Genomic DNA, 21,833 nt, shown 5'->3' on the forward strand with positions numbered 1-21,833 from the left:
TAAAGTTACCGATCCACAAAGATTTCTTTCGGCTTATTTGAAGAAGAAACAGCCACTTTTGGTACTCCTTTAAGATGCTTGCAGTAATATTGGTACAATGCTTCGGCATCGGCGCCCAACCATTTTTTACAATAGATCATCAAGAAATGATATTGCACGAACCACACTCCTTTTTCCCTGTACAATCGCGCCGATGAAGTGAGGGCATGTGGAATGACCGAGAAGGTCTTTCGAGCATACAGTTCATTGATAAGGATATTGTCCTCATAAATAATGTAACGTTCATCAAATCCACCTATTTCGAAGAAAAGTTGTTTCGTAATAAAAAGACTTTGATCGCCACCTCTGCAGGCACGCCATGAAAATCGTGTAAACCAACCCACAAATTGTAACCACCAGTGATTGCTATCGAATCGCATCTTAAAACAACCGGCAGGATGTCCCTTTGCGACTTCTTCCAGTATGAATGTGTCAAATTGTTTCGGCGGCAAGGAATCCGCATGCAAAAAGTAGAGTACGCTTCCATTCGCCTTCTTGGCACCGTTGTTCATTTGTTTGGCACGGCCTTTTTCCGAAGGAATCACAGAAACAGACAAAGAGGAAGTCTCGGAAAAACGTTGCGTAATAGCTACCGTGTCATCGGTGCTGCCGCCGTCGACCACCAAAATCTCTGTTACATGCGCTGGAGATGCGTGTGAGGTGAGATGCGAAAGTACAGCGCGTATGTGCTGTGCCTCGTTCAAGACAGGGATGATGATGCTAATCATTGGGTAAACTTACAAAAATATTAAACCCTTGCAGTCTCGGGACTCTTCAAATTTCGTTTATTATTGATCGTTCAGGTCCCAATTATAGTTCTTGTACTGCAAGGTAGCAGAAGGATTGATCTTGGTGTCGCTGTACTGATTGATATAGGCGATGACATCCTGTTTGCCGTTTACGGTATAATCCTTCTTATACCAATCGAAAATAGAGGACACCTTAGGATCGTTTGCACGTATATCATTCTTATCACTGTTAATGAACTCTCTGGCGGCTCTGTCCAGTTGTTCATTGATCTTAGCAGCCGTGTAGGCTTCGTCCAACAGTTTTGGGCAGGAAATGGAAGCACAATTGATGGCAAAGTGAATACGCGGCTCATCCATTTTTCGAAGGATGCCATTCTCAATACCGCCCAAAGACAGTTCACGATCTCCTACGGGAACGATCCCTTTGGTCCAAGCACCATCAATATCTTTTATGCTCTTTACGGGATAGTTGTCCAAGATAAGGTCTACGGTATACGCATTGTAAAGATTAATGTAATAGGCGAGAAGCTCTTGAACGCTCCAATCGTCGGTAGGGTTCTTTGAGGATAAATTCTGAAGGTAGGCATTTAAAGCTTCCCGATCTTTCTGAAATCCCTTGTAATCGACCATACCCTGTGGGCCCACATGTTTTTTTAAAAGTTTATCCCACTGCGAATGATCTACGTTCACGGCAGAGTTAGCTGTGGTTGAGGTGAGTTCTCCTTTCACTTCTTTGGTGGGTTGCCCCTGTGAGGAGAGTCCTGCCGCAGAGAACAGATTACAACTGCTTAATGAAAAGATTAAAAGTAGGGTGGGTATTAAAAGTACAAGTCTATACATAGTAATTTTTTTTTGCTGCCTTATATACGCAGCAGATTATTTTTTGGATTTCAATGGATACATCTCTTGGGTAAAGAAATCTTTAGGGAAGGTTTCATCCCCTGTAAATCCCAACTCGATGTCGCGACCGTCATGAGGTACGTGATCCGTTTGGAAAATATAGTCCCAAATACTTAAAGTAAGGCCATAATTAACACCGTATTTGGTATGTTTTGGCAAAACTTTAGCGTGATGCCAGATGTGCATCTTGGGATTATTAAAAATGTATTTAAAAGGCCCATAGTCCCAACCCAGGTTGGCGTGGTTGAGATGTCCCACAGTGAGGGCGAAGAAATGTACAATGGCCACATCTTGAGCGTCGAATCCGCCTATAATGGCGATGGGAATATAGAGCAACGATTTATATACTACAGGTTCCATCCAGTGGTAACGTAAATGCGCTGCAAAACCCATTTCCTTGACCGAATGGTGTACTTTATGAAAATTCCAAAGGAAGGGGACCCTATGCAGCAGGCGATGTGTATTCCATTGCACGAAATCTGATACAAGGAAGAAAACCACTAACCCCAATCCATACGGAAGCGCATCCACGTCCATCAGTTGGAAGTTGGATACCTGTAATCCTGCGAATGCCAAAAGATCATTGAAAATAGCTTCAGCTGTGTTAGACAAGAAAATGAGGACGATCAAATTCAGAAGAAAAAAATTGAAGAACATGTAAAAGGTGTCCAGCCAAAAGTCTTTTCTGAAAATTTTTTGCTGCTTGCGCCACGGGAAAAGTAATTCTAACCCCCAAACCACCACAGAAACGATAAGAAGACCATAGAAATAATTATCCCAATGAAAGCTGGTGATCTCGTTGACGAGATAGTTCCAGTAACCGGAATAGGATGCTTTGAAGATGTCGAGGTAACGTTCCATACGAACAATTCGCTATAAGTCGGAAACAAGACCTCTAAATTACAAAATAGATGTTAAGAGTTTAAATGTAAGTGCACTTAACACGGCAGCAGTAGGAAGTGTAAGAACCCATGAAAGTAGGATCTTAGAGATCATTTTAACATCGGCTTTTTTTGTTACTGTGCCTATGCCAAAGATAGATCCCACCGAAACGTGGGTAGTAGATACCGGGAGTCCGTGAATACTGGCAGTGGTTACAAGGATCCCGGTAATCATGTTGGCGGTAAATCCTTGTCCGTGATTCATGGGAGTTATCTTTTTGCTCATGGTGATCCCTACTTTTTTAGCATTTAGAAGTCCCCCAATGGCCATAGCAACTGCTACAGCGATCATTCCCCATTGGATATCGATAGTGTTTATAATAATCAACAACCCAACGATCTTGGGCGTGTCATTAAGACCACGGGCAAAACTTACGATACCGGCGCTTAAAAAATGGAGCGTATCTAAAACTTTTTGTGAAGTGACACCTAGAATCTTTCCTTTATAGGTTTCCACACAGCCCTTTTCACAAGAAGCAAGCTGAATTTGCGAAGGAATAGTGAGGTGCATATTAGCCTGGGCGGTTGGTGCCGCTACATTGGTTTTAGTAACGCAAAGGCAACTCTTTTTTGTGACACCCAATCGCTTACGTATCTTCCTGAAAAAGATATACGCCATAAAACTTAGGATGGCTGCCATGAGCGGACTCAAGATCAAAGGTATTAGGAATGCCTTTCCCAGTTTTTCAAAGTTGAAATCGGGTCCAATGGCCATGACACCTGCGCCAAAGAGGGCACCAACCAAACCATGTGTGGTCGATATGGGCATACCTATTTTCGTCGCCAATAGTACGGTGAAGGCAGCTCCTAACGCAATAGAAATAGCAAAAACGGGATTTTGTATGAGGTCATCGGGCACCAATCCTTTGCCCGAGAAATTCTTCACCAGCGTACCTGCCAAGAATATGGCTGCAATCGAACCCGCAAAGGTCGTGACCGTTGCCCAGCGGATGGCTCGTTTATAATTGGTCGTTCCGCTTCCAAACAGGGTGGCAACTCCTTTGAAATTATCATTTGCGCCATTGCTATAGGCTAAGAAACAAGCGGCAATAAAAAGAATGACGAAGATCATAGGAGTTCGTATACGTTGAAGTTATAAGTACGAAGAAATACTTTCTTCGGTTTCAATGTTTTATTGATGCTGTTGTTTAACAACAACCGCCTCCATCATAATGAAAGGTAGATTCACTAATAAAGATATCGTCTCGGCCTAGGGCTTGAAGAGCCGCAGCGGTCTTATCACAGATGGCAATGGGCTGGTTCTTTAGCAGGATGTGTCCTTTCGAATCGTCAAAATACGCCTCTTCACCATAGAATATAGCCGCCTTTCCGGTAAAGATACAGGGTCCGTCTTCCGGCATTGGATCTTTGATGGCTGCTACTTCAATAGATTCAATATAAATGAGTTCTTCGGTAGGATAGTGCTTCGGATCAAGGATGCGGTATGGTTTTCTGGCGCGGATTTCTATCGTTCCAAAACCGGCGTCGGTGAGTGCTTTTACATATTCGGAAATAGGGAGGCTTCCGCTTAGGCACAGCGCACGTAGACGGTCGTCATTCCGAAGGGTGTCGTTCATGGGCTGTTCGCAGGTAGGATCGCTCATTACAAGTCGGCCGTGTGGTTTAAGAACGCGATACATTTCATCAATCGCCTTTTTTAGATCTTCTGCCTTAAAAATATTGAACAAACAGTTTTGTGCCGCCACGTCTATGGAATTATCGTCCACCGGCAAATGAAGTGCATCCCCTTTTTTTAGGTCAACGAACTCACTTTTAAACCACGGATTGAGCGCTTCTGCTTCCATAAAATTCTTACGGGAGGCTTCCAACATTTCATCGACCACATCGACACCTACCACGCCGCCTTTTTGCCGATTGAAATAGGCAAATTGCAACAGTTCCATACCACCGCCTACACCTACATACAGCATTCGCGGATTGTTAGTGAGATCACGCGCATGTACGGTGCTTCCGCAGCCGTAGTTCATTTCCTGCATGATCTTGGGAATCTTCAAGCCGGGCAATTCCCATATCGGATTGGTCGTACAGCAAAGGCCAACATCCGGAGTGAGGGCTGCTTCTTTATAAACATCGTGTGTAGTATCTAAATAGCTCATAGTGTTGCGTGGATTATAATTGTTTTATTAATTCGGTAAAAAGGGTGATCATGTTCGGTTCTGCCTTACCTGCCATGGCGATGATCTCTTCAATGTCTACAGGTTTCAAATTGTCGGGGTCGCATTCGTCTGTTAATACAGATACTGCTGAAACTGGCAGTCCCAGGTGATTGGCTACGATTACTTCAGGTACGGTACTCATACCTACGGCGTCTGCGCCAATGATTTTGAGGTAGCGATATTCGGCACGGGTTTCTAATTGCGGTCCGACCACACTGGCATATACCCCTTTGCGCAGTGTGATGTTGTGTTTCTTGGCGATCGATTCCAATTGATTGTTCATGTCTGGATCATAAGGAGCACTCATGTCCACGAAACGTTCTCCTAATTTTTCAACGCCATTAAAGGCAAGAGGGGAACTGCCCTGTAAGTTAATATGATCATCAATGAGCATGATCTCACCCTTCTTAAAATTAAGATTGATTGCGCCACTGGCATTACTCACCAGCAGTTTCTTCACGCCCAAACGATACATCACGCGCACGGGAAATGTAACGTCGAGCAGCGAATACCCTTCATATAGATGGAACCGTCCTTGCATGACCATCACTTTTTTTCCTCCCAGCGTTCCGTAGATAAGTTTTCCTTTGTGGAATTCTACCGTTGCCGTTGGAAAATTGGGAATATGATTGTAACTCACCTCGCTCTCAATGACTAGGTGATCGACCAATTTTCCCAAACCGGTTCCTAAAATAATCCCGATCTCTGGTTTTTCGAAACCACGTTGTTGTAAATACTCAACCGATTGTTGAATGTAAGTTGTCATGTTATATCGATTTCTGATTGGATGTTAAGAACTGTTTAAAAACGGATAGGTGCGCGATATCTTCCCATCGGTCTACGTCGTTCTTTTCCGGAAGTAAGAAGATATCGTTGTTTGCAAGATCGGTCAAGGTATCCTGCAGTACGGTATCGGTTCCCCATGCTTTATTGCGGAAAAGTTGGGGTATGATCTTTTTGATACCTAATAGGTAGTATCCTCCGTCTTCCGCCGGTCCTAAGACCACTTCCTTCGTGTCCAGGACTTTAAAGGCAGCTGTTATTCCTTCAAGGTCAAGGTCGTACAAGTCGCTGCCAATAATAATCGCTTGCTCGTAACCAGACTCAAATATTTGCTGAAAAGCGTTTTCCATTCTGCTACCGAGATCCTTTCCATGTTGCATTCTTTTATGGTAGACCCTGTTGTCCCATAGGTCATCCTTCCCTATTTCATCGGAATAAAACACGAATTTATCCACCGCTAACGCTTTGGTGATGGTAACAGTATGTTTCAGCAAGAACGTATAGATACGGAGAGCAGCTTCGTCTCCAATAGTGGCAGCTAAACGTGTTTTGCATTTGCCCAATTCCGGATTACGGGTAAAAATAAGCAAGGCTTTTTTGGATGTGGGGAACCAAAAATCGGTTTCGCTATCCAAACTGTTGTCGTTGTTTGTAGTGAAAACTCCCATATTAATAGACCTTATTGCCGTTGGTCAGCCATTTACTCCAAGCTTTTGAAAACGCATGGATATTTTCGGTTTCGGTACGGGTAGAATCCACCACGGTATACCCTTTGTTCTTCCACTCAAAGATACCTCCATAGAGATTTCTAACATTGGTGTATCCGGCATCTTTCAGTTTTTCGGCGATCACTTCGGAACGTATTCCGAGGGAACAATAGACCACGATCGCGCTATTTTTATTGGTGATTATTTCTGAAAGTGCTTCCGAAGAAAACGCAGAAAAGCCAACATATCGTGCATTGTCTATGTGGCTCACGCCAAATTCGGTGATTTCACGCGCGTCCAAGATCACTACGGTATCGTTTACCTGAAGCCTTCGCAGTTCCTCCACCGAAATATAGGGTACACTGTGCGTGTTGTATTGTTTCAGTAGTGCGTCCAACGATTCCTGAGCCGTAGCAGAAAAGGTCATTAAAAGCAGAAGGATGTAGCTAATTTTTTTCATGGGATCTTCTATCAAAAAAAACCGCTTAGGTTGTAACAGCACCTTGACAACTGCTTCCGGCACCGGCTGTACAGCCGTAACAGTGTTGTGAAATTATAATGTTTCGATCGTTAAGAACCTCTTCATTGTAATCTTTAATATGTTTGATCTTACTCGCAACTTTGAGTCCGAGCATCTGATTGAAATCGCAGTCGTACAACCACCCGTCCCAGCTAATAGAAATTGTATTAGTACACATCACATTCTGTACGGCAGCGGGATTATACGCATTAACCAATTGATACATATAGTCCTCATAATTTTCGGAAGCAATTAAGTAATCCAAAAATCGGGCGATGGGTAAATTGGTGATGGCAAATAAATTGTGAAACTGAATATTAAAATCTTCCAACAACGCTTTTTTGAAATCCTTTTCCATGCTGGCTTGATCCCCGGGAAGGAAGGCCCCGCTTGGGTTGTACACCAGATCCAGACGAAGGTCGCTGTTTGGCATCCCATACCCAATGGCATTTAGTTCTTGGAGTGCTTTTATGGATTTGTCGAAAACACCGTCGCCACGCTGTTTGTCGGTCTTTCCGCGCGTCCAGTGCGGCATGGAGCTCACGACATGAACGTTGTGCTCTTTGAAGAACTGTGGAAGATCGTAGTATTTTTTGTTTGCTCTAAGGATGGTAAGGTTGCTTCGCACAATAAAATCCTTGATTCCTGCCTTACTAGCCTCGTCGACGAACCATCTAAAATCCGGATTCATTTCCGGAGCACCTCCTGTAAGATCTAAGGTGTGGGCTCCTGTATTTTGAATGACTTCCAAGCATTGTTTCATGGTCTCCCGAGTCATGATTTCCTTACGGTCGGGACCGGCATCTACATGGCAGTGTTCGCACACCTGATTGCACATATACCCCAAATTGATCTGAAGGATTTCCAGTTTTTTGGGGCGCAAGGGGAACTGATTGCTTTCCTTGATTTTTTTCGCAAAGGTGGGCAATTCGCCATCTTGAAAAATACCATTCGATAGGATCTCAAGTTGCCTGTTGCTTTCGGCAAGTTCACTGTGGCGCTTATGTAGGGATTGGGTCTTTAATTTCGACATAGAATTGCTTATCCGTCCAGTTTATTCACTTTATTCATCATCATGACACCGTGGACTAGGGTGGCACCACTTTTTATGGCAGCGCCTACGTGGATCGCTTCCATCATTTCTTGTTTGGTCACACCGCGTTGCAAACCGTCTTTCGTGTAGGCATCAATACAATATGGGCATTGTTCGGTATGGGCCACAGCCAATGCGATCAGGGATTTTTCGCGAGCAGTGAGGGCACCTTCCTCGAAGACCTTTCCGTAGTAATCGAAAAATTTGGCTCCCAATTCTTCGCTCCATTCGGTAATATTTCCGAATTTTCTCAGATCGGCCGGATCGTAATAATTGTTCGCTGCCATATATGTTTTATAAATAGGTACGAAATTAAAATGCACCTGGTTTTAGAATTGCGTAAATATAAACAAGTAGTCTTACTATATAAAAAAACTTACAACTATTATCCAATTATTAATCGAAGGTATAGGCAATCCCCGTGGTGAAGTCGTATTGCGAATTGGGAATGCCTACAGCCGGAAATGCGTCGTAGGTGAAGGTATAGGACGTTTTAAATGCGAAGTTTTTAAAGAGATCGATCAATAAAGAAGACTGACTCGAAATGCGGTAGTCGTTAAATGCCGAGAAGCGCGGCTGATAATAGGTGGTACTCACCAAACTGATACGCTCGGTAGGGTAGAGGCTAAAGGACAGATAGATGCTACCACGCAGTGTACGCTGAATAGGCGTTACACCGTCTGAAATTTCTTCGTACTCATACATAGCCAGTGTACCCAGATAGAATTTATAGTTTTCAAGATTGGAAAGTTTAAAGCGAGGTCCCGTTCCTACCAAGCCTCGAAAATCGATCAAGGAAACCTTATTGTATTGCCCTTGGATGAAGACCTCCCAAGCGATACGCGGGTGGAAACGGTAATTGTACCGAATGTGCGAAATACCTGAATTCTCTAAACGCGCTCCTTCGATTTTTTGAAACTCGATATCGTTCTTGAACAGGACTAGGTGTTTGTTCATTTTATACTGAACGTGAATATTATTGGAAAGGGTAAGGAAGTCGTTTACATTTCGTTTCAAGGCAAAATTGACACTGGCGGCCCCGGACCACCCGGAAGTGTCGGTCACTTTCCGAAGCGATTCCACGTTTACGATCTGCGCGGAAACCGAATATGAAATGAGGAAAATGAATATGAAGCGATAGAATAAAGGTCTCATAATACTGGTTAGCGCTTACAAATGTAAAAATTTGTAGAAACATTAGCTTGGAGGTGTAGATTCATTGATGGTAAGTGCGCAGAGTTTACTCGGATAGCTTATGGTACCTCCAGGAATCCCCTCACTACGTTCGGGACAGGCTTCGATTCGTTCTGCCTACGGCATAAAAAAAGCACCCTAAAAAGAGTGCTTTTCTGTCGATACCCCTCGCGGGGCTCGTGGTACCTCCAGGAATCGAACCAGGGACACACGGATTTTCAGTCCGTTGCTCTACCAACTGAGCTAAGGTACCTTAATTGAGAGCGCAAATATAACCCTATTTTACCGTTTGCAAAACATTAATTGAAAAAAAATAAAAGGGGATTTTCAATTTAATATGCTATTAACAATACACTATGCATACAAATTGTATTTTTACCCCCTTAAACCTTCCAATGAACTTAGTAATTGACGTAGGAAACACCTTGGTGAAGCTCGCAGTCTTTCATGGGATCCAATTGCAATTCAAAAAGACCTGCTTAAAAAAGGATTTTTTGGAAACACTGCAGGATGCTTTTGAAGCGTATTCTAATTTAGAACACTGTATCATCGCTTCGGCAGGACAGTTAAGCGATCACCAACAAACAAAATTAAAACAACGCATTCGTGTGTTCGAGTTATCACATAACGCGAAAGTTCCCTATATCAATAAGTACACTACACCTGCTACCTTGGGGGTAGACCGTATAGCCTTGGTTAGTGCCGCTGCCAGGCAATTTCCGAAAAAAAATGTGCTGGTGGTCGATGCCGGGAGTTGTATCACCTACGATTTCTTGAATGCTGAGAATGAGTATCTGGGAGGGGCGATCTCGCCGGGAATTGAGATGCGTTACAAGGCCATGCATACGTTTACGGCAAAATTACCGTTGTTGGATACACGTACGCCCAAGAAATTAACGGGTGATTCCACCGCAACGTCTATGCATGCAGGCGTGGTCCACGGTGTTTTGTACGAAATAGAAGGGTTTATAGAGGCGTATTCTATAAAATACAGCGATTTAACAATTATTTTAACAGGTGGAGACGCGCAATTTTTGCGAGATAGCTTAAAAAATGACATCTTTGCCAACTCAAATTTTCTATTAGAGGGCTTAAACTACATTTTAGAACTTAATAAAGATTAATGACGAAGCAGATCATCATTGCAGTATTTTTACTCATTACAGGTGTTGCAATAGCCCAAGAAGGGACCACATCTCCGTATTCTTTCTACGGAATAGGGACCTTAAAATTTAAAGGAACGGCAGAGAATAGAGCAATGGGAGGCATTAGTGTATATTCAGACAGTATTCATTTAAATATTCAAAACCCGGCGGGTGTAGCCGATCTGCGATTGGTTAATTATTCTTTAGGAGCCAGTCACAAATACACGTCCCTTAATACAGATACCGAAAACCGAAAAGTCTCTACTACTTCTTTGGACTATCTGGCTATAGGAATTCCAATGGGGAAATTTGGGGCCAGTTTTGGATTGATACCCTATACTTCGGTGGGGTATGAACTTTCGTCTACCAGCGGTGCGACCACTACGGAATATTCGGGAGCCGGCGGACTCAACAAAGCTTTTTTTACGTTAGCCTATAAGATCACACCCGAATTGAATGTTGGGGCTGAAGTGAACTATAACTTCGGAAATATTGAGAACACAGCCTTTAGTTCACAAGATAGTGTGCAGTATGCCACCCGGGAATTCAACAAATCAGATCTGCTTGGCTTCAGTTTTAATTTTGGGGCTTCCTATAAGACCATGGTCTCTGAGAATTTGGAACTTATGAGTTTTGTAACCTACACCCCCGAAACCAATTTCACTTCAGAGAACCGACGCGCCGTCTCCACCATTCTGGTGGGAGATAATGGTGGCTTGGCAGTGATCGATGCCGAAGAGATCGATGTGGCCGATACCAATTTCACCTTTCCGTCGCAAATTACAGTAGGAGCCGGAATTGGAAAGCCTAAGCAATGGTTCTTAGGATTGGAATATACAGATCAAAAAACCAGTAACTTTACCAATCGTACTTTCGATATCGATATCGTGGAATTCAATGATGCGGCCAAATATAGAATTGGCGGGTTCTATATTCCAAATTACAACTCACTTGGGAATTTTTGGGAACGGGTAGTATACCGTGCAGGATTCAGGTTCGAAGAGACCGGGATTAACATTAGCGGACAAGACATTAATGAGTTTGGCATATCTTTTGGAGTAGGATTACCTGTTGGAAGACTATTCTCGAATGTGAACCTTGGTTTTGAGATCGGAAGACGTGGAACCAAGGATTTTGGATTGATACAAGAAAACTTCTTCAACACATTTTTAAGCTTGTCTTTGAACGACAAGTGGTTTGAGAAACGATTATATGATTAAAAAAGTAAACACTAGCATTATGAAAACGAAAGCACTTTTAATTTTAGCCACGTTGTCCATAACTTTTGGGGGCTCGGTTTTGGCACAGGCGCCAAACGATTGTAACATAACACTATCCCTATTTGCTGAACCGGCCAAAGCAAAGAATTACGAGGCAGCTTTGCCTCATTATGAAAAAGTGATCAAGGAATGTCCAACATTTAGTTTAGCGACATACCAGTATGCCGAGCGTATGTTCAAATACTTCATTGAAAAAGGGGACAAAAGTAAAGTTGACGACCTTATTAAGGCGTACGAATTACGTTTAAAGTATTTTCCTGATAAGACCAAGGAAGGAGATGTATTGTCCGATATCGCCCAAGTGAAGTACGACAACAACATTGGTACGAAGATGGAGGAGTACAAGGCTTTTGAGGAGGCGTATACCAAGGATGAAGAAAACTTTACGAGTCCGAAGAGTTTATACACTTACTTTTCATTGGCTGTGGACCTTTATAACGATGGGGAACTTGACCTTCAGGAGGTTTTCGACCTGTACGATATCGAATATGCCAAGATCGAAAAGGAAGAGAGTCAACTTGCTGAAAAGCTTACCCAGCTTATCGAGAAGCAGGAAGCGGGTACGCAATTGACCAATAGAGAAGAAAAGTTAATGAAGGCGTATGAAACCAATTTGGAAGCGTACGGAAAAGTGAAAGCAAGTGTAGACGGAAAATTAGGTCAGTTGGCAGATTGTCCAAACCTTATTCCGTTGTACAACAAAGATTTTGAAGCTAAAAAAGATGATATTACTTGGGTAAAGCGAGCCGCGGGTCGTTTGAGCGCAAAAGATTGTGATGATCCATTGTTCTTTAAACTCGTACAGCAATTGCACACCTTGGAACCTTCAGCAAAATCTGCTTATTACTTAGGTAAATTAGCCGAGAAGGATAATAATTCAAGCAAAGCGCTTGAGTACTTCAATCAGGCAGCAGATCTTGAGACCAATCCAAGTGACAAGGCAAAAGTATATTACAGTATTGCAGAGAACTTCCGTCAAAAAGGAAGTATGGGAAGCGCCAGATCGTACTACCTAAAGATGGTAGAAGCGAAGCCTTCAGCAGGTATTGCCTATTTAAAGATCGCTAATATGTATGCCGCCAGTGCAAATAACTGTGGTACTACTACCTTCGAGAAAAGAGCGATCTATTGGAAAGCTGCAGAGATGGCAGACAAAGCGGCACGTGTAGATGCCTCTATCGCCGGAACTGCAAGAGCAACTGCAAGCAGCTATCGTGAGCGTGCACCACAAAAAACCGATATCTTTAGTGAAGGGATGGCCGGAAAAACGATTACGTTCAACTGTTGGGTTGGTGGTAGCGTTCGAGTGCCAAACTTGTAAGAATGAAACGGATCCCACATAGCATTAAAAGCGTGATGGCAACTTTGGTTGTCATCACGCTTTTTGCATGTGAGGGAAACTACCAGAACATTAGGCAACTGAGTTTAACCGATGGGGCACCTATTGCCGAAGGAAGGAACATTGATCTTAAGTATACTGACTCCGGAAAGGTGGTGACCAATCTTTTGGCGCCCTTGTTGCATGACTATTCCAATTACGAATTTCCCTATCAGGAATTTCCCGAAGGTGTTGAGGTTCGGTTTTGGAATGAAAAAAATGAAAAAAGCACGGTAACATCAGACTATGCCATTCGGTTTGAAGGAACAAATATTGTAGATTTGCGAAAAAATGTAGTGCTCGTAACAAGTGATAGCACCATCTTAAAGGCCGATCAATTGTATTGGGACCAAAAGAATAAATGGGTTTTCACAGATCAGCCATATCAAATGAAACTCAAAGACGGCTCCTATAACGATGGAGCGCGCTTTGATTCTAATGAAGATTTCACTAACTTCTTGTCCAGAAAAAACCAGGGAGTACAAATAATTGACCAAAAAACAACCAATGGGAACTAAGATTTACCGTCTTTTTGAATACGCTTATATTGTCATGGCGCTCTTCGCTGCGTATGTGGCCTATGAAAACTGGAACGACAATAGGAACAGAGCGTATTTATTTGCATTCTTCGTGGTAGTCGCTATTTTTATGTTCTTCTTTAAACGTAGGTTTAGGAAGAAAATGGAAGAACGCAACCAAAATCGTTAATGGAATCTGTCCTTATTATTGTATTGATGTTGATTCTTTCTGCATTCTTTTCGGGAATGGAGATCGCGTATGTTTCCTCCAATAAGATCCATATTGAGATCGAAAAGAAGCAGAACAACTTTCTTGCAGGTGTTCTAAAAAAGATCACCAAACGACCCTCTAAGTTCATCGCCACTATGTTGGTGGGCAATAATATCGCTCTGGTGGTCTATGGGTTCTACATGGGAGACCTCTTGATGGAGTATATCCCATTGGCCGGTTTTACAGGTCTCTTGGTTCAAACCATCATCTCTACGTTAATTATATTACTCACGGCCGAATTCCTTCCAAAGGTGTTCTTTCAGATCTATGCCAACAGTTTGGTGAAGATCTTTGCCGTGCCGGCCTATCTGTTCTATGTCTTATTTTCTGTAATTTCTGAATTTGTTATCTGGATCTCAGATTTGGTGCTGAAGCTCTTTTTTAAAACTGAAGGCGATACCATTCAGCTTACCTTCAGTAAGATCGAACTGGGGAATTACATCAGCGAACAGATGGAAACCACCGAAACTTCCGAAGAGATCGATACCGAGATCCAGATCTTTCAAAATGCACTGGATTTTTCCGAAGTAAAATCAAGAGAAGTAATGATCCCGCGTACCGAAGTGGTCGCAGTAGATATTGACACGACCCCGAAAGAACTTAGTAAGATTTTTACCGAAACCGGACTCTCTAAAATTTTAGTCTATAAAGATAATATCGATGATATTTTAGGATATGTCCATTCCTTCGAGTTGTTCAAGAAGCCGGCCAACCTCAAAAAAGTATTAATGCCCGTAGTATTCGTGCCGGAAACTATGCATGCTAAAGATGTGCTCAATATTTTAAGTAAAAAACGAAAGAGTATTGCTGTGGTGATCGATGAATACGGAGGTACTTCGGGGATCATGACGGTGGAAGATATTATAGAGGAACTTTTTGGCGAGATTCAGGATGAGCATGACTCTGTGGCGCTTACTGAAGAGGTATTGGGAGAAGAACACTTTAAATTCTCTGCCCGCCTTGAAGTGGATTACCTTAATGAAACGTATAAACTCGATCTACCCGAAAGTGAGAACTACGAGACCTTGGGTGGAATGATCGTTAACCATACCGAAGAGATCCCTGATAAGGATGAAATGGTAGAAATGGGAGACTATATCTTCCGCATTCTGGAAGTCTCCAATACCAAGATCGAACTGGTAGAGCTTAAAGTGAAGCTCGAAGATTAGTTTCTTCTTTTTTCTTAATTTTTTTCAAAAGGAATCTTTCATAAATGAAGGGAAAATGGTATTTTCGCCCCCTAAATTAAATGAAGTGCTTTCCTAAACTTCATCCTTACAATTGGTTGTAAGGTATCATACAGGACTAACATATTTTTATAAACCGATGGATTCGGTGCGCAGAAAAATAAATTTGAACGACAGATGGCAGTTTTAAATAGTATTAGAAAAAGAGGAGTATTCCTTATTGTAATTATAGCGCTTGCGCTTTTCTCCTTCGTTTTAGCAGATGTGATCCGTAATGGCGGACTTGGCACCGAGAAAGGACAGACGACCGTAGCAACGGTGAACGGAGAAGATATATCGCGTCAGGAGTTCATGGAGCAAGTAGAGAATACACAGCGAGGACTAGGACCCAATGCCGGTGCTAACCAAGCGATGAACATAGTTTGGGATCGTGAATTGCGTCGTTTGCTCCTAAAACAACAATACGAAGAGATAGGTCTAACCGCCGAAACCGAACTTACCAATGCTGCATTGGCTAAATTCTTAGCCGGAAACCCAACATTTCAAAATGAGGCCGGACAATTCAGTCAGGCAAAACTACAAGAGTACATTGCCGATGTGCGCGCCAATAATCCCGTTGCCTACGAGCAGTGGTTGGAATACGTGGAAAATACAAAAGTAGCAGTACTTGAGACCACGTACTTGAATATGGTGAAAAGTGGATTGATAGCAACACTGGCCGAAGGTGAAAAACAATATCGTTTCGAGAATGATAAGGTCAATATTCAGTTTGTACAAGTGCCTTATTCAAGTATCGCCGATGAGGATGTTCCCGTAAGTGAGTCTGAAATAGCAGCCTACGTTAAAAAACACCCTAAAGAGTATGAAGTAGAGGCGATGGCAGATATTCAATATGTTACCTATACCGAAGAACCTTCCAAAGAGGATCTGGATGCTGCAAAAGCAGAAATTACAGCATTGTTTGAAGACCGCATTGAGTATAATTCGGTGACAAAGACCAATGATACCATTCCGGGATTTAGAAAAACTGCCAATAACGAAGAATTCGTAAATGCAAACTCCGATGTAAATTTCGAAGATACCTATTGGTTCAAGAACGAACTACCCGAAGTAATCCGTGATACGGTTTTTGCTATGAATGTAGGTGATATCTTTGGGCCTTATGAAATAGGGAACAGCTTGAACCTTACCAAAGTGATTGGAATGCGTCAATTACCGGATACTGTTTCTGCTCGACACATCCTTATTCCTACGGGGATGAATCCAACGGACAGTATTTCCAGAACCGATGAGCAGGCAAAAGCCACAGCCGACAGCCTGTTACGTGTTGTAAAGGCGGATCGATCAAAATTTGCCGATCTGGTTACCCAATATTCTTCAGACAGCGGTAGTATTGCTAAAGGCGGGAAATACGAGAATTTTACCTATGGAGCCATGGTTCCTGAGTTCCGGGATTTTACCTTCGAGAACACTACGGGTGATATGGGTGTGGTTAAAACACAGTTCGGATATCACGTGATCGAGATCGAGAATCAGAAGAACACTCAAAAAGCAGTAAAATTGGCAACAATTTCTAAAGAGATCGAGCCTTCAGAAAAGACCATAAACGATATCTTCTCGAAAGCGACCACTTTTGAACTCGACGCGCAAAAGGGCGATTTTGCTGAGGTTGCTGCGGCCGACAATAAGACTGTGAAGCCTGTAAACAAGATCGGAGAACTGGATGCGAACATTCCGGGATTGGGAAGCAATCGCAGTATCGTTACTTGGGCTTTCGATGAAGAGACAAGTGTGGGCGATGTGAAGCGATTCAATGTTCCGGAAGGATATGTCATCGCACAACTTACACGTAAGAACGAAAAGGGATTAATGAGCGTAGCAGAAGCTTCGGCAAAAGTGACTCCTATCCTTAGAAAGCAGAAAAAAGCCGAAAAGATACGTGCTTCGATCACAGGAACAACGCTTCAAGAGATTGCAAGTAGTCAAAATGTAACCGTGAAGAATGCAACAGCTGTAACGATGGCAAACCCAACTATTGCCGATGCGGGAACAGAACCTAAGGTAGTGGGGGCGGCCTTTGGAACAAAAGCTGGTGAAACCACAAAACTTATCGACGGTGAGACGGGGGTTTTCAAAGTAAAAGTTTTGGCCTTGAACAAAGCGCCTGAGCTTGATAATTATGCCTCTTTCGCCAATCAGTTGAACGCTAAAGAGGTTCCGTCCTTTAACTCTAAAGTTTATAACGCTTTAAAGAGCGCTGCAGAGATCGAAGATTACAGAGCAACTTTCTATTAATCTATAGCTTGCATACATTAAAAAAGCCTCGCACATGCGAGGCTTTTATTTTTATAAGATCATTTCAGAAAAGGGAAGGAGCGTTGTATATCCTTTTTTTCTGAAATAGGTTTGGTCATCTTTGTTTCCGGTAGCCAGCATGAAATCACCGCCCCAGGCACCCAAGCTTTTCAAGGTATTTGGATAGTCCGGAAACAGCCTTTCTTTTACTGTAGGAAGTTGAATGATTTCTGAAATGATTGCCTCGTGAGCTTCGAGCAATGCCTCAAAATCTGAAAGGGAATAGCAAAGCAATAGCTTGTTGCTTATATCGGTGATCTTCCGAAGCGTTTGTGGAGCCACCGAAGCTTTCTTATAGCGTCGAATCCCTGCTTTGCTGTCTTGCTTCTGCTTGAGATGCACAAAGAACAATTGCTCTTTGAATTCCCAAGGAAGATGGACGGGCCTGTATGTGGGTTTGGCAGCATCGCGTTCATAAAGGAGCGGGGCATTGCTTAGCGCTGCCGCAATATCATATCCACTGCCCCCAAAACTGTTTTCCAGCAATATAAATGGATCGATCTGTGCCCATTTAGCAATATTTGCGATAAGGGTAGAAGAGCTTCCCAATCCCCAGTCCCGCCGAAAATCCAAAGAAGTTGTTACACGAATGCCGGTATGCGGTCCTATAAAGTGTGGTTGCAATTCGAGGGCTGCACGTAGTATGGACAACAGTGTTTGCGCTATGGGATCATTATTTTCTGATTGGAGTTTACCTTCCTTGAAATACAAGAAATCTTTGAACCATGGGTGCCCCTCGGAATCCAGACTAAGCCACTCGACCCCTTTTTTATTTCCGGCTTCAACAGTGAGGGATTGTCCGTAACGCGTTGGAAAAGCCAGTGCGGTTGCGCCGTCCAATACAACGTATTCTGCGGTCAATAATAATTTTCCGTTACTGTAGAAGGTCCTTTCCAATGGTTATGAACGAATTGTGTCTATAAATGCAACTACTGCACTATGTGAAACGGTGTGTTCTTTAAAATGGATAATCGCTTTTTGTTTTTCGGAATCAGAAGCTTGAAACTGATTTAAGATATTCATCAAGTGCATTTTCATGTGTCCTTTCTGAATGCCTGTTGTAACAAGCGATCGTATAGCTGCGAAATTCTGTGCAAGTCCTGCCACAGCGACGATCTCCATCAATTGTTGTGCATTGGGTTTCTGCAAGATATCGAAGGCTAATTGTACCATGGGGTGTAGGGATGTAAGTCCTCCAACGGTTCCGAGCGCTAAAGGAAGTTCGATCCAAAAAGTGAACGTTCCGTCTTTAACCGTAGCATGTGTAAGACTTCGGTAGGATCCGTCCTTGGCAGCGTAGGCATGTACGCCTGCTTCTACCGCCCGGAAATCGTTCCCGGTGGCTAGGATCAAGGCATCGACACCGTTCATAATGCCTTTATTATGTGTCACAGCCCGTCTTTTTTCGGCATTGGCTATGGCGATGGCACGTACAAACTTTTTCGCAAATTCATGACCCTCCATATGCTTGTCGGATAAATCTTCGACAGGGCAACGCACTTGAGCACGTACCAAACACTCAGGGACATAGTTGGATAGTATGCTTAGTACCACTTCCGGGTACAAATCTGTTTGCTGAAAAGAAGGATAGTCCTTTGCTTCGGTCTCAAAGGTATGCGCAATGGCTTCCAAACAGCTGTTTATAAAATTGGCGCCCATGGCGTCCAAGGTTTCAAAAGTGGCGTGTATTTGGTAATATCCGTCTAAGGTCTCTGTGTGATCCTGCAATTCGAGATCGATAAGTCCGCCACCTCGCTTCTTCATATTTTTCTGGAGGGATTCAATAGTGGCAATCAGTTTCGGATAGATCTCCTTAAAGAAACCAACGATATGATCATTTTTTCCGTAGAAATTAATGTGAACCTGACCGTTCTTTTGTGTTCCAAGCACTTCAGTAGTGAAACCACCCCGTGAAAGCCAGAATTTTGCAGCATTGCTCGCCGCAGCCACCACCGAACTTTCTTCAATGACCATTGGCAAGGCATACAAAGTATTGTTGATCAAGAAATTTGGTGCGATCCCGAAAGGGAGATAGTAATTGCTGAGGGTATTTTCAATAAAATCGTCATGAAGCCTTTGTACTGTAGGATCATCATTCCAATAGCTTTTTAAAAGCGCAATAGCGTCGGGCCGATCGGCTAAGTAATTTGCTGCCAGCCATTCAATTTTTTCTGTCTTCGATTTTTTTGAAAATCCGGAAACGGGATTCGCCATAGAATTACCATTGAAAACACAAAGATACTATTTATGATGAACCTTTTAGCGGCTTACTTACGAACAAATACACTGTATTTAACAAAAAAACTGCCCATTTTTCGTTAAAATTTAGTAAACTTGGCCTAACAAAATTTTAACACTTTGAAGCGACTATTTTCAGTGAAGGTGCTCATGCTGTTCCTTGCAGCGATTTCTACAAGTATAGCACAGCAAAAAGAAATTACATTAGAAGACATTTGGGGAGGTACATTTCGGGCAGAACGTCTGGATGTGTTACGCTCATTAAACAACGGGAAGGAATACTCTGTTTTAAATTATGACCGTACGGCAAAGGCTTCTACCATCGATGTCTACGACTATAAAAGCGGCCAAAAGGTGCGAACTTTGGTCAATACCAACGAACTACCGGGGCTTGAATATATTATCTCGTATGAGTTCAGTAAGGATGAATCTAAAGTGCTTTTGGCAGCTCAACTGGAGCAGATCTACCGTCGTTCTTCTTTAGGAACGTATTTTATTTACGATTTAAATAAGAAGACACTCACGCTGGCATCCCCCAATAAGATCCAAGAACCTACTTTTAGTCCCGATGGATCTAAATTAGCCTACGGCTATGCGAACAATTTGTATTATAAAGATCTAGAGACAGGAGAAGAAGTACAGGTCACCACCGATGGTAAAAAGAATTCTATTATCAATGGTATCACCGATTGGGTGTATGAAGAGGAATTTGCATTTGTACGGGCATTCGACTGGAACGCTACAGGTACGATGTTAGCCTTTATTCGTTTTGATGAGACCGATGTGCCCGAATTTTCAATGGATATGTACGGTGAAGACCTATACCAAACACAACAGGTGTTTAAATACCCGAAGGCAGGTGAGGCCAATGCGAAGGTTTCATTAAAATTATACGACCTTTCCACCAAAGCCACTGCCAATGTGGATCTCTCAGCCTATAACAATTATTATATCCCAAGATTACTTTGGACACAAGACCCTGTTGTTTTAAGTGTACAAACTACCAACAGGCACCAGAATGAGCTGGATTTAATCTTTGTAAATGCGAAAGACATGTCTGCAAAACGTATCTATCAAGAGACAGATGCGGCTTATGTGGATGTTACCGACAACCTTACTTTTTTAAACGATAACAGTTTTATTTGGACCAGCGAGAAGAATGGATGGAACCATATATATCATTACGACAAGAACGGAACGCTTATCAATCAAATCACCGATGGTACATGGGAGGTAACCAATTACTACGGGTTCGATCAGAACACAGGACGTGTTTATTACCAAAGTACCGAGAATGGGAGCATTAATCGAGATGTATATTCTATTCTGCGCTCCGGGAAGAATAAGGTGCGTCTAAGCGACCGCACCGGCACTAACAGTGCAGACTTTAGTGCGGACTACACCTATTATATCAATTCGTTCTCCAATACAGAAACACCGTATGTTTTCACCCTTAATAATGCTAAGAACGGAAAGGTAATTCGTGAGATAAAGAACAATTCGGCATTAAAAAGTGTGGTAGCCGATTATAAGACTTCTCCTAAGGAATTCTCTACGATCAATGTAAACGGTTACGAACTCAATATGTACACCATCAAGCCATTGGATTTTGATGCATCCAAAGAGTATCCGTTGTTTATGTATCAATATTCCGGTCCGGGATCTCAAAATGTATCGAACAGTTGGGGAGGCGCAAACGACTATTGGCACCAAATGCTGGCACAACAAGGGTATATAATTGTTTGTGTAGACGGTCGCGGGACCGGCTTAAAAGGTCGGGATTTTAAAAAGATTACACAGAAGGAATTAGGGAAGTATGAAGTTGAGGATCAGATCGCGGCAGCACAAAAATTAGGTGCCTTACCCTACATAGATGCTAACCGTATAGGAATATGGGGCTGGAGCTATGGAGGTTTTATGGCAGCCAATTGTTTGTTTCAGGCAGCCGACACCTTTTCCATGGCTATATCGGTAGCACCCGTGTCGAGTTGGCGCTTCTATGATACCATCTATACCGAACGCTACATGCAGACACCACAGGAGAACCCTACAGGCTACGACGAGAACTCACCTATTTCGCATGTGGATAAGTTGGAAGGGGACTTTTTATTGGTCCATGGCAGTGCCGACGACAATGTACACGTGCAAAACACCATGCGTTTGGTAGAAGCACTGGTACAGGCCGACAAAGCGTTTGACTGGGCGATCTATCCCGATAAGAACCACGGTATCTACGGAGGCAACACCCGCTTGCATCTCTATAAGAAAATGACACGATTTATCCATGAGACTTTGGGGGAACTAGAAGATGAGAGTGGTCAGATAAAGAATTAAAAGAACAACTAATACTAATTAATA

The 21,833-nt window shown here is 42.8% G+C and carries 21 protein-coding genes and 1 tRNA gene; 8 read left to right on the forward strand and 14 right to left on the reverse strand.

The features are described 5' to 3' along the window. Positions 1-5: 5 nt before the first annotated feature. The 12 genes from AACZ11_RS04375 to AACZ11_RS04430 all read right to left on the reverse strand — a co-directional run bounded on the left by AACZ11_RS04375 (position 6) and on the right by AACZ11_RS04430 (position 9,356). Complete coding sequence (locus AACZ11_RS04375) at positions 6-767, reverse strand: TIGR04283 family arsenosugar biosynthesis glycosyltransferase (protein ID WP_290628211.1); 762 nt, start codon at positions 765-767, stop codon at positions 6-8. 60 nt (positions 768-827) lie between these two features. Further along, the gene (locus AACZ11_RS04380; RefSeq protein WP_290628209.1) at positions 828-1,628 is read right to left on the reverse strand and encodes a DUF547 domain-containing protein; all 801 of its coding nucleotides are present in this window, start codon (positions 1,626-1,628) and stop codon (positions 828-830) included. A 36-nt stretch (positions 1,629-1,664) separates the two neighbouring features. After that, positions 1,665-2,549: a sterol desaturase family protein gene (locus AACZ11_RS04385; protein ID WP_290628207.1), complete on the reverse strand. Its 885-nt coding sequence runs from the start codon at positions 2,547-2,549 to the stop codon at positions 1,665-1,667. 39 nt (positions 2,550-2,588) lie between these two features. Next, a complete protein-coding gene (locus AACZ11_RS04390; protein ID WP_290628205.1) occupies positions 2,589-3,701 on the reverse strand; it encodes an inorganic phosphate transporter in 1,113 nt (370 codons plus the stop codon). Between the two features lie 76 nt (positions 3,702-3,777). Next, on the reverse strand, positions 3,778-4,746 hold the full coding sequence (gene arsM / locus AACZ11_RS04395; protein WP_290628203.1) for an arsenosugar biosynthesis arsenite methyltransferase ArsM: 969 nt from the start codon (positions 4,744-4,746) through the stop codon (positions 3,778-3,780). A gap of 13 nt (positions 4,747-4,759) precedes the next feature. Continuing rightward, positions 4,760-5,572 (reverse strand): purine-nucleoside phosphorylase, encoded by an 813-nt coding sequence (locus AACZ11_RS04400; protein WP_290628201.1) that lies wholly within the window; start codon positions 5,570-5,572, stop codon positions 4,760-4,762. Position 5,573: 1 nt separating this feature from the next. Then, positions 5,574-6,257, reverse strand: coding sequence for a TIGR04282 family arsenosugar biosynthesis glycosyltransferase (locus tag AACZ11_RS04405; RefSeq protein WP_290628199.1), 684 nt, complete (start codon positions 6,255-6,257; stop codon positions 5,574-5,576). A 1-nt stretch (position 6,258) separates the two neighbouring features. Continuing rightward, positions 6,259-6,756: a rhodanese-like domain-containing protein gene (locus AACZ11_RS04410; protein ID WP_290628197.1), complete on the reverse strand. Its 498-nt coding sequence runs from the start codon at positions 6,754-6,756 to the stop codon at positions 6,259-6,261. A gap of 25 nt (positions 6,757-6,781) precedes the next feature. Beyond that, positions 6,782-7,849, reverse strand: coding sequence for an arsenosugar biosynthesis radical SAM (seleno)protein ArsS (gene arsS / locus AACZ11_RS04415; protein WP_290628195.1), 1,068 nt, complete (start codon positions 7,847-7,849; stop codon positions 6,782-6,784). Between the two features lie 8 nt (positions 7,850-7,857). Continuing rightward, positions 7,858-8,196 (reverse strand): arsenosugar biosynthesis-associated peroxidase-like protein, encoded by a 339-nt coding sequence (locus AACZ11_RS04420; RefSeq protein WP_034260818.1) that lies wholly within the window; start codon positions 8,194-8,196, stop codon positions 7,858-7,860. 109 nt (positions 8,197-8,305) lie between these two features. Continuing rightward, the gene (locus AACZ11_RS04425) at positions 8,306-9,064 is read right to left on the reverse strand and encodes a DUF481 domain-containing protein (RefSeq protein WP_290628192.1); all 759 of its coding nucleotides are present in this window, start codon (positions 9,062-9,064) and stop codon (positions 8,306-8,308) included. A gap of 219 nt (positions 9,065-9,283) precedes the next feature. Further along, positions 9,284-9,356: transfer RNA gene (locus AACZ11_RS04430), tRNA-Phe, on the reverse strand. 142 nt (positions 9,357-9,498) lie between these two features. Between AACZ11_RS04430 and AACZ11_RS04435 the strand changes: the two genes are divergently transcribed. The 7 genes from AACZ11_RS04435 (at position 9,499) to AACZ11_RS04465 (ending at position 17,177) form a co-directional block, all read left to right on the forward strand. Continuing rightward, positions 9,499-10,227 carry a type III pantothenate kinase gene (locus AACZ11_RS04435; RefSeq protein ID WP_290628190.1) on the forward strand — a complete coding sequence of 243 codons (729 nt, stop codon included), beginning with the start codon at positions 9,499-9,501 and terminating at the stop codon, positions 10,225-10,227. Then, positions 10,227-11,468, forward strand: coding sequence for a hypothetical protein (locus tag AACZ11_RS04440; RefSeq protein WP_339831596.1), 1,242 nt, complete (start codon positions 10,227-10,229; stop codon positions 11,466-11,468). Before AACZ11_RS04435 ends, AACZ11_RS04440 begins: the two co-directional genes overlap by 1 nt. A gap of 19 nt (positions 11,469-11,487) precedes the next feature. After that, positions 11,488-12,849 (forward strand): hypothetical protein, encoded by a 1,362-nt coding sequence (locus tag AACZ11_RS04445; RefSeq protein WP_290626312.1) that lies wholly within the window; start codon positions 11,488-11,490, stop codon positions 12,847-12,849. A 2-nt stretch (positions 12,850-12,851) separates the two neighbouring features. Next, positions 12,852-13,424 carry an LPS export ABC transporter periplasmic protein LptC gene (gene lptC / locus AACZ11_RS04450; RefSeq protein ID WP_290626317.1) on the forward strand — a complete coding sequence of 191 codons (573 nt, stop codon included), beginning with the start codon at positions 12,852-12,854 and terminating at the stop codon, positions 13,422-13,424. Then, entirely contained in the window at positions 13,414-13,614 is a 201-nt protein-coding gene (locus AACZ11_RS04455; RefSeq protein ID WP_290626318.1) for a hypothetical protein, read from the forward strand. The genes lptC and AACZ11_RS04455 overlap by 11 nt, the downstream gene beginning before the upstream one ends. Then, positions 13,614-14,864, forward strand: a complete 1,251-nt coding sequence (locus AACZ11_RS04460; RefSeq protein WP_290626320.1) for a hemolysin family protein — start codon at positions 13,614-13,616, stop codon at positions 14,862-14,864. Before AACZ11_RS04455 ends, AACZ11_RS04460 begins: the two co-directional genes overlap by 1 nt. Positions 14,865-15,059: 195 nt before the next feature. Continuing rightward, complete coding sequence (locus AACZ11_RS04465; RefSeq protein WP_290626322.1) at positions 15,060-17,177, forward strand: peptidylprolyl isomerase; 2,118 nt, start codon at positions 15,060-15,062, stop codon at positions 17,175-17,177. 51 nt (positions 17,178-17,228) lie between these two features. Here AACZ11_RS04465 and AACZ11_RS04470 read toward each other — a convergent pair whose 3' ends face one another. Further along, positions 17,229-18,134 carry a GYDIA family GHMP kinase gene (locus tag AACZ11_RS04470; RefSeq protein WP_290626324.1) on the reverse strand — a complete coding sequence of 302 codons (906 nt, stop codon included), beginning with the start codon at positions 18,132-18,134 and terminating at the stop codon, positions 17,229-17,231. A gap of 3 nt (positions 18,135-18,137) precedes the next feature. Beyond that, on the reverse strand, positions 18,138-19,451 hold the full coding sequence (locus AACZ11_RS04475) for a hydroxymethylglutaryl-CoA reductase, degradative (RefSeq protein ID WP_290626326.1): 1,314 nt from the start codon (positions 19,449-19,451) through the stop codon (positions 18,138-18,140). A 174-nt stretch (positions 19,452-19,625) separates the two neighbouring features. On the opposite strand from AACZ11_RS04475, the gene AACZ11_RS04480 reads away from it, so the two are divergent. Further along, the gene (locus AACZ11_RS04480; protein ID WP_290626364.1) at positions 19,626-21,809 is read left to right on the forward strand and encodes a S9 family peptidase; all 2,184 of its coding nucleotides are present in this window, start codon (positions 19,626-19,628) and stop codon (positions 21,807-21,809) included. Positions 21,810-21,833: the final 24 nt, after the last annotated feature.

It is taken from the genome of uncultured Altibacter sp., assembly GCF_963972995.1.
Taxonomy (GTDB): Bacteria; Bacteroidota; Bacteroidia; order Flavobacteriales; family Flavobacteriaceae; genus Altibacter.

Coding starts and splice junctions, on each gene's coding strand:
- AACZ11_RS04375 (WP_290628211.1), bottom strand. CDS start 767: ATGATTAGCATCATCATCCCTGTCTTGAACGAGGCACAGCACATACGC.
- AACZ11_RS04380 (WP_290628209.1), bottom strand. CDS start 1,628: ATGTATAGACTTGTACTTTTAATACCCACCCTACTTTTAATCTTTTCA.
- AACZ11_RS04385 (WP_290628207.1), bottom strand. CDS start 2,549: ATGGAACGTTACCTCGACATCTTCAAAGCATCCTATTCCGGTTACTGG.
- AACZ11_RS04390 (WP_290628205.1), bottom strand. CDS start 3,701: ATGATCTTCGTCATTCTTTTTATTGCCGCTTGTTTCTTAGCCTATAGC.
- arsM (WP_290628203.1), bottom strand. CDS start 4,746: ATGAGCTATTTAGATACTACACACGATGTTTATAAAGAAGCAGCCCTC.
- AACZ11_RS04400 (WP_290628201.1), bottom strand. CDS start 5,572: ATGACAACTTACATTCAACAATCGGTTGAGTATTTACAACAACGTGGT.
- AACZ11_RS04405 (WP_290628199.1), bottom strand. CDS start 6,257: ATGGGAGTTTTCACTACAAACAACGACAACAGTTTGGATAGCGAAACC.
- AACZ11_RS04410 (WP_290628197.1), bottom strand. CDS start 6,756: ATGAAAAAAATTAGCTACATCCTTCTGCTTTTAATGACCTTTTCTGCT.
- arsS (WP_290628195.1), bottom strand. CDS start 7,849: ATGTCGAAATTAAAGACCCAATCCCTACATAAGCGCCACAGTGAACTT.
- AACZ11_RS04420 (WP_034260818.1), bottom strand. CDS start 8,196: ATGGCAGCGAACAATTATTACGATCCGGCCGATCTGAGAAAATTCGGA.
- AACZ11_RS04425 (WP_290628192.1), bottom strand. CDS start 9,064: ATGAGACCTTTATTCTATCGCTTCATATTCATTTTCCTCATTTCATAT.
- AACZ11_RS04435 (WP_290628190.1), top strand. CDS start 9,499: ATGAACTTAGTAATTGACGTAGGAAACACCTTGGTGAAGCTCGCAGTC.
- AACZ11_RS04440 (WP_339831596.1), top strand. CDS start 10,227: ATGACGAAGCAGATCATCATTGCAGTATTTTTACTCATTACAGGTGTT.
- AACZ11_RS04445 (WP_290626312.1), top strand. CDS start 11,488: ATGAAAACGAAAGCACTTTTAATTTTAGCCACGTTGTCCATAACTTTT.
- lptC (WP_290626317.1), top strand. CDS start 12,852: ATGAAACGGATCCCACATAGCATTAAAAGCGTGATGGCAACTTTGGTT.
- AACZ11_RS04455 (WP_290626318.1), top strand. CDS start 13,414: ATGGGAACTAAGATTTACCGTCTTTTTGAATACGCTTATATTGTCATG.
- AACZ11_RS04460 (WP_290626320.1), top strand. CDS start 13,614: ATGGAATCTGTCCTTATTATTGTATTGATGTTGATTCTTTCTGCATTC.
- AACZ11_RS04465 (WP_290626322.1), top strand. CDS start 15,060: ATGGCAGTTTTAAATAGTATTAGAAAAAGAGGAGTATTCCTTATTGTA.
- AACZ11_RS04475 (WP_290626326.1), bottom strand. CDS start 19,451: ATGGCGAATCCCGTTTCCGGATTTTCAAAAAAATCGAAGACAGAAAAA.
- AACZ11_RS04480 (WP_290626364.1), top strand. CDS start 19,626: ATGCTGTTCCTTGCAGCGATTTCTACAAGTATAGCACAGCAAAAAGAA.